Below are 10,738 nucleotides of genomic sequence, written 5' to 3' on the forward strand. Positions count from 1 at the left end.
AAGAAAGTTTCTCCCGCCCCCTCCAAATAGCTTCACTGAGCCTTGAAATTACTGCTCGGAATTCATGGCGGCCTTGAACTTGCGCGAGATGCGGAAAGCCAGCACGTCGTGGGAGTCAAGGGTGATTTCTTCGCCGGTCTGGGGGTTGCGGCCCTTGCGGTTCTTCTTGGTGAAGGCTTCGAACTTGCCGAAACCGCTCAGCAGCATTTCCTTCTCTTCCTTGAGGGCTTTCTTCATGATTCCGAGCATGGCATCCAGCACTTTTTTAGCGTGCTGCTGCTTCATCTCGGACTGGGCGCAAATCGACTTGGCGATATCTGCTTTGGTGACGGTTTTGCTCATGGTTTCTTCTCCGGAATCTCGCTGTGCTAGCGACATATTTTGGTGCGGCCCGTCCGGTCCCGTACCGTTTGCGAGGACGGTGGAATAGGCGCTGTGGAAGAACAGCGGTCATGTGCCGCACTGTTTTGAGACTATGCCCTATCTGAGTTTGTATTTCAATTCCCCCTTTTCGCTATCGTCATAAAATGACGCTTTTTTTTGCCCAAAACGAGGAAAAAATCTTCTGTTTTGGGAGAACATGTTCCTTACTTATTTGTGAAAAAAATCTATACTATTTGAAGTATTGCATTTAATATATTAATTTTATTTGTAAAATTGATATATCGAAGGAGAAGGACGCAAAATAAAAGAACAGCTGATTTACTTTATTGGAATAACGTAATTTTTTGTGAAAATGAGCAGGATGCATAGCTGAAATATCTTTTTATTGTGAAAAAAGAATCGTGATGTACACAGAATAAGGAAGCAAAAAACCGAAAAGAAAAATTGTTACGTTTTTTTCTGGGAGCTCCTTCTCCAGGGGGAAAAATGACCTTGAGGGGACTTGCGACAGCGTTTTTCCGCGTTTTCGTACACAGAGCCGCTGCTTTTTCGTGTTCATCTTTGGGATGTTCCCATACAGGCCACAGGCACGGTTGAGCATGGCTCTTGTGCCGCGTACGTCTGGCATCAATTCCTCTGCTCTTTAAGATACCTGTGACATTCACAGCGTTGGGTGGAATGAGAGCCAAGCGGGCGCTCAAACAGATGAGCACGGTTCCCACAAAAGAGGAAAGGCCCGGATGAGGGATTCGATAAAGTCGAAAATCTTGGAAGGGAGAGAGGAGGGGGCGTGGGGGGAGGGGAGGGGGAAACTTTCTTCAGAAAGTTTACCCCCTCCCCTCCCCCACATTCAGCACTATAGGGAAACTAATCCCATTCGCGCTTGTCTTCGATGGGCTTGATCTGCGGAGGCAGCGTACCGGGGGCAAGCACCTTGAGTTCCGGACGCAGCTTGATGCGCTCGCGGAAGAGGTGCAGCAGTTCGTCTTCCTGATGGAAGTTGCTGGCTTCCACATAGAGGATCATCTCGTCGATGCCGCCGGGGTTGATGACCTCGATCTGCCAACGCTTGATGTCCTCGAAGCGGGCCATGACCTGTTCCACCTGATGGGGGTAGACGAACATGCCCTTGATGCGGGCGGTGGTGTCCACGCGTCCCACGATGCTGCCGAGGCGCGGGCTGGTACGCCCGCAGGCGCAGGGGGCGCGATCGATGTAGGACAGGTCGCCCGTGGCAAGGCGGATAAGCGGGTACGTCTTGTTGAACGAGGTCACGACGATTTCGCCCACTTCGCCGTCCTTCAACGGGATGCCGGTGTCGGGATGGCAGATTTCCACGTAGCAGCGGTTCGAGATGTGCAGGCCGGTCTTATGGAAGCATTCGTAGCCGATGCAGCCCACGTCGGCCGTGCCGTAGCCCTGACGAAGGATGATGTCGAACTTCTTTTCGAGCTGGTTGCGCATCTTTTCGGAGAGGCGTTCGCCGGTGACGAAAGCCACTTCCTGAAAGAGATCCTTGCGCAGGTTGATGCCCTTTTCCTCGGCCTTCTGGGCGAGGTGCATCAGATAGCTCGCCGTGCCCACGTAGCCGGACACGCGCAGCTTCTGCATGATGTCGAGCTGCGTGCCGGGATCGGTCGGGCCCGCCGGGATGGAGGCGCAGCCGAGGTTGCGCAGGGGCTCTTCAAACATCAGCCCGGCCGGGGACAGGTGATAGTTGAAGGTTACCTGAACCACGTCGCCGGGGCGGAACCCTACGGAATAAAAGGCTTCGGTGTAGCCCCAGTAGTCGTCCATGCGGTCTTCGGGGTCGAAGATGGGGCCGGGCGAGAGGAAGATGCGCTTCAGTTCGCCGATGTCCTTGGTCAGCAGTCCGCCGAGGCGGGGGCCGATGGACTGGAGGAAGATGAGCTCTTTCTTTTTCAGCAGCGGGATGTGCTTGATGTCGGAAAGGGTCTTGAACTTCTCCACGTTGAACTGGGCGCGGTCAAAGCGTTTCTTGACGTCTTCAGAATATCTGTAGGCGTAGGAGAGCAGGTCCTTGAGCTGGATCAGGCAATACTGGCGGCGTTCGCTCTCGTCGAGCACTTCGCGGCGGTTGTAGATGCCTTCGGTGCGGTCTTTGCGGGTCATGTCATCATGCTCCGTACTGTTTGGAATTCGGGGAAAGGTCTTGCTTAGCGTATTTATTTGGAATAATGCAAGCCTTTTTTTAAAAAATGAAGTATATCGAAATGTTATTCGATTTTTGATGAGGCATTTTTGTTCACGAGGATGCGGCGTTTCAGGGAGTCGTATACCGGGGGCGAGCCGACCCCGTTGGCGACGACCGTGGAGATGAAGGCGACGATGGCCATTTCGGGCAGACACTGGAACGCGCCGGACATTTCCGCGACCAGCGCCGTGCCGGTGAGGGGCGCCCGCACCGTGCCCGAGAACAGGCCGGCCATGCCGAGTACGAGATACGCGGGAAGCTGCGGTTCCGCGGAAAAACCGTTTCCGATGAGCAGGGTCCCGCCCACGGCGCCGACCATGCTGCCGATGGCGAGCATGGGCATGAGCAGGCCGCCGGGCACGCCGGAGGCGAAGCTCAGGATGGAGAAGATGATTTTGACGAACAGGAGGAGCGCCACCGAGCCGAGCAGGAGCGGGCCGTTGGGCGTGAGGCCGCCGAGATCCGCTGTGGAATAGCCGAGGCCCACGAGCACCTGCGGATAGACGTACAACAGGACACCGCTGAGCAGGAAGGGCAGGAGCGGCTTGAGGGGAGCCGGGACCAGTTTTTGGTGGTCATGGAATTCCGTCACGCGGAGCAGGGCGGTATTGTAGAGGGCGCTGAACAGCCCCGTCCCCACGCCGAACAGCACGGGGATCCACATCTGCCCCCAGTCTAGGGGGGGAATGGACGAGAAGGGGAATACCAGCCCGAAGCCGAACAAAATGGTGATGACGAACCATGCGGAGAACGAGGCCACGCCGGTGAACAGCAGGAGCGGCACGGTCACGATGGTTTTGACCTCTTCAAAAGCGAACAGCATCCCCGCGAACGGTGCGCCGAAGGCGGCGGCAAGCCCGGCGACGCTGCCCGCGATGAGAAAGCGCGGCGCATGGCCCGGATCTTCGCCGGTCAGTTTTTGAAAGATCCGTCCGAAACCGCAGCCCACGGCCGCGCCCATCTGGATGCTCGGGCCCTCGCGACCCACGGAGAGGCCGCCTGACAGGGACAGCAGGGTCCCGACGAATTTGGAGGCTACAATGCGGAATCCCGGATAGGGAAGCTGCCCGGCCAGCGCCAATTCCGTCTGGGGGATGCCGCTGCCGCTGATGAGGGGCTCCTTCCTGACCATCTGGCCTACGATGAGCGCCAGCAGAGTGAGCGTGCCGAAGACGATCAGCGCTGTGGTAAGGTCGTTCGCGCCGTGCCTGAGCGTGGAGACGATCCACGCGTTGCCGTGATCATAGAGCCAGCGGAACACGCCGATGACGCCTCCGGTGCAGCCGCCGACAAAGGCCGCCTGCACGACGAGGCGGAGCACGCTTTCGTTGCGCAGGGCCTGCATTTCGCGGAGGATCGGCACTTGCCGGGTGAATCTTGCGATCCGGACTTTCGTTTTTCTTTTCATGGGCATTGCGGGGAGGAACGTTTCCCCTGTCTCCTTCCGAGAGGCGTTATGGGCGTCAGGCGTCGTTTCGGAGATGACGTTTGCCGTCCGGGGGATCCTGTTATGCCGAAAAGCGGAAGAAAAGGCTATCCCCCTTGAGAAAAGGGAGAAACCGCCCGTCCGTAATCATTCGGAGGGCGGTTTTTTGCTGTTCAAGACTCGCAAAAAGCGGTTTGAAGAAGGAAAAAGAGCCGTGAGCGGTGTTTTTTATGCGGGGACGAAGCGTGCTGGAACCTTTCCACGCTGAAATGCCTACCGTTCCCCAAAGAGTCCGCTTTGGGGCGCGCTGCGGACAGGGATTCGAAAAACACAAAAGCCCTTAAGATAGGGGAGGGAAGGGCTCCGCGCTGGCAGGCTTGGGGAAGGGAGGGGAAAGTGTGTGTGGGCTTCCCTTTTCTCCGGAAACGTTTTCCCTTCCTTCCCCAATACAGTATTTTTTAGGCGCTCATGCTCAGGAACTGCCGGATAAGCTGCATACCGATGGCGAACGCGATGAGGTAGAGCGGGCCGAGGGCCAGCCCGGTGCGGGACCACGGCAGGCGCATGGAGTACTTGCATCCGATGAAGCAGCAGACGCCGAACCAGATGCTGCCTACGAGCGGGCCGACCAGCGGGACGACGCAGACCACGGTGGGCGCGGCGCTGTAGGCGATGACCCGGAACACCGTGCGGAACTGGACGTTTTCCGGCTGTACGAGCCGCAGCATGAGGTAAAAGACCGACGCGAAGAAACAGAGCTGGATGGCAAGGATGCCCGGCGTCAGGAGGATGGTCAGGGGCAGGCTCATGCTCTGGGCCACGTCGCCGAGGACTTCCTGCAATTTGGGGTCGGTGATGGAAGGCCCGCTGGCCTGAATGCTCATGAGGTACCACATGCGCTCGACGAGGGTCTGGAACATGCCGAGGATGAGGTAGAACACGAGCGGGCGGGTCAGTTTGCCGTTGGTGGCGGGCAGGGCGGCGAAGAAGCGGGGCGCGTTGAACATCACCCGCAGGATGGTCTGGTAAAGGGCCATGAAGAGGTTGTAGCGCTTGGGCTCTTCCCACGGGACGTCGGTGCCGTCGACATGCATGGCGGCTGCGATGCCGCCTTTGCCCTTGCTTTCCCCGTCGCGTTTCTTCTGGAAATTGTTCCAGAAGTCGGAGCGCTTTTCCGCAACGTTTTGCGGGGGTTCCGGCTGGCCTTTTTGGGGCTCGGCTTCGGGGGCCTCGGGAGTCGGCGCGGAGGCGTCATGGTCGCCCGGAATACGGGGGACCATCGCTCCGGGCGGCAGCGGATCGTCGCCGTCCAAATCCGGAGGCAGGGGGCGCCCGGCGGGAGCCGTTTGCGGGGCGGGAGCGGCTGCGGGCGTCTCGTCGACAACGGGCGTTCCGTCCGGGTTGCGGAAACGGAAACGGTATTGGCAATGCGGGCAGGTCGCCATCGCCGCATTGGCGGGAATGGCGTTCTCGTCTATCTGGCGTTCAAACCGGCATTCAGGGCAACGGATCAGCACAGGGCACCTCTAAGGGAAAATCGTACATTGCACTGAACATATAGTCTCATTTTCTACAAATCAAGGGACGAATTTTTGTACTCTCATCCGTAGCTTTCGGCGGTGCGCAGGCCCGGGCGGCCCCTTTTGCCCTGCCCGACGCGGCGATCCGGCGAAAAACGGGGCGGATGACGTGCCCGGAGCGGGTTCCGTTTTTCCTTATTTTGTTGTACGGTAGATGCTTGGCACCATGCGGGATGCCGTCTGTTTCTTTCGGAAAAGCAGGGCCCCGGCCGTCCCGCCCCGTCGTCCCATCCGAAAAACGTTCCATTTCTCAGGGGAAAGCATGAACAAACTTGTGAAAAAACTGATGCTTGTCGCCGCCATGCTCATGCTGGCGGCCGGTCCCTCCTTTGCCGCGGACGCTATCCGCATCGGCCTGATGTGCCCGCTTACCGGCAAGTGGGCCAGCGAAGGCCAGGACATGCAGCAGATCGTGAGCCTGCTCGTTTCGGACGTGAACAAGGCGGGCGGCATCAACGGCAAGCAGATCGAGCTGATTGTGGAAGACGACGCGGGCGATCCGCGCACGGCCTCCCTCGCCGCCCAGAAGCTGGCCTCCGCCGGGGTAATGGCGGTCATCGGGACGTACGGTTCCGCCGTGACCGAGGCTTCCCAGAACATCATCGACGAAGCCGAAATCATGCAGATCGCCACGGGGTCCACCAGCGTGCGCCTGACGGAAAAGGGCCTTCCCCTTTTCTTCCGCACCTGCCCCCGCGATGACGAACAGGGCCGCGTGGCCAGCAAGGTCATTGCCGCCAAGGGCTTCAAGAAGGTCGCCATCCTGCACGACAATTCCTCCTACGCCAAGGGCCTCGCCGAAGAAGCGCAGAAGGGCCTCAAGGACGCGGGCGTGCCTGTGGTGTTCTACGACGCCCTGACCCCGAGCGAGCGCGACTACACCGCCATCCTCACCAAGCTGAAGGCCGCCGATCCCGACCTCATCTTCTTCACCGGCTATTACCCCGAAGCGGGTATGCTGCTCCGCCAGAAGAAGGAAATGCATTGGGACGTGCCCATGATGGGCGGCGACGCAGCCAACAATACCGACCTCGTGAAGATCGCGGGCAAGGATGCCGCCAAGGGCTATTTCTTCATCAGCCCGCCGTCCGCCCACGACTTCGATACCCCCGAAGCCAAGGATTTCTTCTCCCGCTACAAGGCGCAGTACAACAGCCTGCCGAGTTCCGTGTGGTCCGTGCTGGCCGGCGACGCCTTCAAAGTCATCGTCGCGGCGCTCCAGGCCGGGACGGATGCCAATCCGGAAGCCGTGGCCAAGTACCTCAAGAAGGATCTCAAGGAATATCCCGGCCTGACCGGCAAGCTCGGCTTCAACGAAAAGGGCGACCGCATCGGCGACCTTTACAAGGTCTACGAAGTGGACGGCAACGGCGGGTTCGTGCTTCAGAAGTAAGGTTTTCGGCTCCCGGGAGGATGCCTTCCGGGAGCCTCAGAAGTTTCAGCTTCTTTTCTTGGGTACGGTGACGGGGTTCCCCGGTCGCCGTGCTTCCGTGTCTGGGGCTTCCGACACGGCGGGCCGGGGCCATAAGGTTCCGGGTTCGGGAGTTCCGCTTCCGTCCGCTTCAATCCTTTATCAAACCTCCTGATGATATGAACGAATTTTTACAGCAGCTCATCAATGGCCTTGCCGTGGGCGGCATTTATGCCCTCGTCGCGCTCGGCTATACGATGGTGTACGGCGTGTTGAAGCTGATCAACTTCGCGCACGGCGACATTTTCACCATCGGGGCGTATCTCGGAATGACTCTGCTTGTGTCCGGCGGCCTCTCCGGAAGCATGACGCCCGTACTGGCGGTGGGGCTTGTGGTGATCATCGTGTTCGGTCTGGTGGCCCTGCTCGGCGTCGCGCTGGAGCGGGTGGCCTACCGCCCGCTGCGCAAGGCCAACCGCCTTGCCGCCGTGGTGTCCGCCCTTGGCGCGTCCATCGTCTTCCAGAACGCGGTCATGCTCATCTACGGCGCGCGCGTCTACGTCTACCCGGAAAACCTCATTCCCACGCTGACGTTCAATATCTTCGGGCTGAACGTGCCGTTGATGCGCGTCATCGTCATCGTCAGTTCGCTGGTGCTCATGCTGGCGTTGTACGCCTTCATCAACCGCACCCGTATGGGGACTGCCATCCGCGCCGTCGCCATCGATCAGGGCGCGGCCCGGCTCATGGGCATCAACGTGGACCGCGTGATCTCGCTGGTGTTCTTCATCGGCGCGGGGCTCGGCGGCGTCGCCGGGGTTATGGTGGGCACGTACTACGGGCAGATCGACTTTACGATGGGCTGGTCCTACGGCCTCAAGGCGTTCACCGCGGCCATCCTCGGCGGCATCGGGAACATCCCCGGAGCCATGATCGGCGGGCTGCTGCTCGGCGTGATCGAGGCGCTCGGCGCGTCGTATCTCGCCATGGCGTGGAAGGACGCCATTGCCTTCCTCGTGCTCATCCTCATTCTCATCATCAGGCCCACCGGCCTCCTCGGTGAAAGGGTGGCCGACAAGTTATGAGCCTGTTCAAACGCTATTACCCCGTGCTGGTCGCCGTCCTTGTGGCGGTGCTGCCGTTCGGCATGAACACCTACTGGACCGAAGTGGCCGTCAACGTGGGCCTGTACGCGCTGCTGGCGCTCTCCCTGAACGTCATCCTCGGCCAGGCGGGGATCTTCCATATGGGGCACGCGGCGTTCTATGCCGTGGGCGCGTATGTGACCGCCATCCTGAACACGCACTACCAGATCCCCATCCTGCTGCTCATCCCCGTGGCGGGCGCGGCGGCGGCGCTGTTCGCGCTGGTCGTGGCCCGGCCCATCATCCACCTGCGCGGCGACTACCTGCTCATCGTGACCATCGGCATCGTGGAAATCGTCCGCATCGCCCTGATCAACGACGTGTTCGGGCTGACCGGCGGCGCGAACGGCATTTTCGGCATTGCGCGCCCGGAAATCTTCGGCATCAAGATCCGCAAGGCCATCCAGTTCTATTACCTCATCTGGATCATGGTCGGGCTTACCGTACTGCTGTTCCATTGGCTTTCCGAGTCGCGTTTCGGCCGCGCGCTGAACTGCATCAAGGAAGACGACACCGCCGCCGAGGGCTGCGGCATGGACGTGGCGCACCTGAAGCTCATGGCCTTCGTCATCGGCGCGTTCTGGGCGGGCATGGCCGGGAACCTCTTTGCCGCCAAGATGACCATCATTTCCCCGAGCTCGTTTACCTTTTGGGAATCGGTGGTAGTCTTTGCCGTGGTCATCCTCTCCGGCGGCAGCCAGATCGGCGTCTTGCTCGGCACCTTCCTCATCGTGGCCCTGCCGGAAATGTTCCGCGACTTCGCCAGCGCCCGTATGCTGGTCTTCGGCCTTGCCATGATGATCATGATGGTGGTGCGCCCGCAGGGGCTCCTGCCGCCTTCGCCGCGCCGGTACGATGTGCGGCGGCTGTTGCGGCGCACGCGTGATTTCAGTTCGCCGGTCGCTCCCCGGACGGCCCGGAAGGAGGGCGCGGCATGAGCCTTCTCTCTTTGCAGACCGTGACCAAGATTTTCGGCGGCCTGACCGCCGTGAACGAAGTGTCCTTTGACGTGGAGCAGGGCAGCATCGTGGGGCTCATCGGGCCCAACGGCGCGGGCAAGACCACGGTGTTCAACCTGATCACGGGAAACTACGTCCCGGACGGGGGCGACATCCGGTTTGCCGGGCAGTCCATCAAGGGCATGAAGCCGCATACCATCGTGAGCCTCGGCATTGCCCGGACGTTCCAGTCCATCCGCCTGTTCCCCACGCTGCCGCTGGTGGAAAACGTCCTTGCGGGCCGCCACTGCCGGATGCACAGCGGGATCATCGGTTCCATGTTCCACACTCCGGCGCAGCGCCGTGAGGAGCGGGCCGCCCTTGAGCGGGCCATGAACGAACTGGAGTTCGTCGGCCTTGCCGACAGCTATGCCGAGGAGGCCGGGAGCCTGTCCTACGGCAACCAGCGCCTGCTCGAAATCGCCCGCGCGCTGGCCTCCGATCCCAAGCTCATCATTCTTGACGAGCCCGCCGGGAGCATGAACGACCCTGAAACGGCGGTGTTGATTGAGCTTATCTACGCCATCCGCCAGCGGGGGGTGACGGTGCTGCTCATCGAGCACGACATGGGCCTTGTCATGAAGGTGTGCGAGAAGCTTCTTGTACTTGAGTACGGTTCGCTTATCGCCAGCGGTTCGCCCGACGTCGTACGCCGCGATCCTAAAGTTATTGAAGCCTATTTGGGGCAGGATGATTAGAGAGCATCGGGGAAGGGGAGGGAACCCTTTAAAAAGGGCTTCCCTCCCCCTCCCCGAACCCCATCCCCTCCCTCCTAAATTTTTCGTAGTGGAGGGGGGGGGATATGTTTTTCCCGTCTGTAAACGGACGATCCGGGAGTTCGGATGTTTCTGGAAGTCGAAAATCTGCAAGCCGGGTACGGCACGGAAGAAGTGCTGCACGGCGTGAGCCTGCGCGTTGACGAAGGCGAAATCGTGAGTATCCTTGGTGCGAATGGCGCCGGAAAAACCACGACCCTGCTGACCATCAGCGGGCTTGTGCGGGCTTCCGGCGGCGCGGTTCGTTTTCAGGGAGAGGATCTGCACACCCTGCCGAGCCATGAAGTGGTCCGGCGCGGGCTGACGCAGTCGCCCGAAGGCCGCCGGGTGTTCGGGGTGCTCACCGTGCTCGAGAACCTGCGCCTCGGTGCGTTCACCGTGGGGGACAAGGAAAAGGCCGAGCAGACGCTGGACTGGATTTTTGATCTGTTCCCCCGTCTGCACGAGCGCAAGGATCAGCTTGCCGGGACGCTTTCCGGCGGCGAACAGCAGATGCTGGCCATCGGGCGTGCGCTCATGGGCCAGCCCAAGCTGCTGTTGCTGGATGAGCCTTCGCTCGGCCTCGCCCCCCTGCTCGTGAAGTCCATCTTCGAGACGATCCGCGCCATCAACCAGTCCGGCGTGACCATTCTTATTGTGGAACAGAACGCCCGCGCCGCGCTCAAATTGGCGACCCGAGGGTATGTGCTGGAGCTTGGACGTGTTGTCATGGAAGACACCGCCGCCCATCTCCTCGCCAACCCGAGCATTCAGGAAGCCTATCTCGGGGCGTAGGGCGAAGCCTTTGGGGAGGGGGAAGGGCC

9 protein-coding genes are annotated in these 10,738 nt (G+C 60.2%); 5 read left to right on the top strand and 4 right to left on the bottom strand.

Annotation, left to right across the window (positions count from 1 at the left end):
• Positions 1 to 48: 48 nt before the first annotated feature.
• From HMPREF0178_RS10480 to HMPREF0178_RS10505, 4 genes are all read right to left on the bottom strand, one after another.
• Positions 49 to 342, bottom strand: coding sequence for an integration host factor subunit alpha (locus tag HMPREF0178_RS10480; RefSeq protein WP_005024938.1), 294 nt, complete (start codon positions 340 to 342; stop codon positions 49 to 51).
• 909 nt (positions 343 to 1,251) lie between these two features.
• Positions 1,252 to 2,517 (bottom strand): phenylacetate--CoA ligase family protein, encoded by a 1,266-nt coding sequence (locus tag HMPREF0178_RS10490; RefSeq protein ID WP_005024941.1) that lies wholly within the window; start codon positions 2,515 to 2,517, stop codon positions 1,252 to 1,254.
• 104 nt (positions 2,518 to 2,621) lie between these two features.
• A complete protein-coding gene (locus HMPREF0178_RS10495; RefSeq protein ID WP_232281253.1) occupies positions 2,622 to 4,007 on the bottom strand; it encodes a chloride channel protein in 1,386 nt (461 codons plus the stop codon).
• Between the two features lie 476 nt (positions 4,008 to 4,483).
• Positions 4,484 to 5,542, bottom strand: coding sequence for a YIP1 family protein (locus HMPREF0178_RS10505; RefSeq protein ID WP_009733390.1), 1,059 nt, complete (start codon positions 5,540 to 5,542; stop codon positions 4,484 to 4,486).
• A 325-nt stretch (positions 5,543 to 5,867) separates the two neighbouring features.
• Between HMPREF0178_RS10505 and HMPREF0178_RS10510 the strand changes: the two genes are divergently transcribed.
• From HMPREF0178_RS10510 to HMPREF0178_RS10530, 5 genes are all read left to right on the top strand, one after another.
• Positions 5,868 to 6,998, top strand: a complete 1,131-nt coding sequence (locus HMPREF0178_RS10510; RefSeq protein WP_009733391.1) for a branched-chain amino acid ABC transporter substrate-binding protein — start codon at positions 5,868 to 5,870, stop codon at positions 6,996 to 6,998.
• 197 nt (positions 6,999 to 7,195) lie between these two features.
• A complete protein-coding gene (locus HMPREF0178_RS10515) occupies positions 7,196 to 8,101 on the top strand; it encodes a branched-chain amino acid ABC transporter permease (protein WP_005024950.1) in 906 nt (301 codons plus the stop codon).
• Positions 8,098 to 9,099, top strand: a complete 1,002-nt coding sequence (locus tag HMPREF0178_RS10520) for a branched-chain amino acid ABC transporter permease (protein WP_009733392.1) — start codon at positions 8,098 to 8,100, stop codon at positions 9,097 to 9,099. The genes HMPREF0178_RS10515 and HMPREF0178_RS10520 overlap by 4 nt, the downstream gene beginning before the upstream one ends.
• A complete protein-coding gene (locus HMPREF0178_RS10525; RefSeq protein ID WP_009733393.1) occupies positions 9,096 to 9,857 on the top strand; it encodes an ABC transporter ATP-binding protein in 762 nt (253 codons plus the stop codon). Before HMPREF0178_RS10520 ends, HMPREF0178_RS10525 begins: the two co-directional genes overlap by 4 nt.
• A gap of 144 nt (positions 9,858 to 10,001) precedes the next feature.
• Positions 10,002 to 10,709, top strand: a complete 708-nt coding sequence (locus tag HMPREF0178_RS10530; RefSeq protein ID WP_009733394.1) for an ABC transporter ATP-binding protein — start codon at positions 10,002 to 10,004, stop codon at positions 10,707 to 10,709.
• Positions 10,710 to 10,738 lie beyond the last annotated feature (29 nt).

Origin of the sequence: Bilophila sp. 4_1_30 (genome assembly GCF_000224655.1) — a bacterium.
GTDB lineage: Bacteria > Desulfobacterota > Desulfovibrionia > Desulfovibrionales > Desulfovibrionaceae > Bilophila > Bilophila wadsworthia.

Coding starts and splice junctions, on each gene's coding strand:
- HMPREF0178_RS10510 (WP_009733391.1), top strand. CDS start 5,868: ATGAACAAACTTGTGAAAAAACTGATGCTTGTCGCCGCCATGCTCATG.
- HMPREF0178_RS10520 (WP_009733392.1), top strand. CDS start 8,098: ATGAGCCTGTTCAAACGCTATTACCCCGTGCTGGTCGCCGTCCTTGTG.
- HMPREF0178_RS10515 (WP_005024950.1), top strand. CDS start 7,196: ATGAACGAATTTTTACAGCAGCTCATCAATGGCCTTGCCGTGGGCGGC.
- HMPREF0178_RS10490 (WP_005024941.1), bottom strand. CDS start 2,517: ATGACCCGCAAAGACCGCACCGAAGGCATCTACAACCGCCGCGAAGTG.
- HMPREF0178_RS10525 (WP_009733393.1), top strand. CDS start 9,096: ATGAGCCTTCTCTCTTTGCAGACCGTGACCAAGATTTTCGGCGGCCTG.
- HMPREF0178_RS10480 (WP_005024938.1), bottom strand. CDS start 342: ATGAGCAAAACCGTCACCAAAGCAGATATCGCCAAGTCGATTTGCGCC.
- HMPREF0178_RS10530 (WP_009733394.1), top strand. CDS start 10,002: ATGTTTCTGGAAGTCGAAAATCTGCAAGCCGGGTACGGCACGGAAGAA.
- HMPREF0178_RS10495 (WP_232281253.1), bottom strand. CDS start 4,007: ATGAAAAGAAAAACGAAAGTCCGGATCGCAAGATTCACCCGGCAAGTG.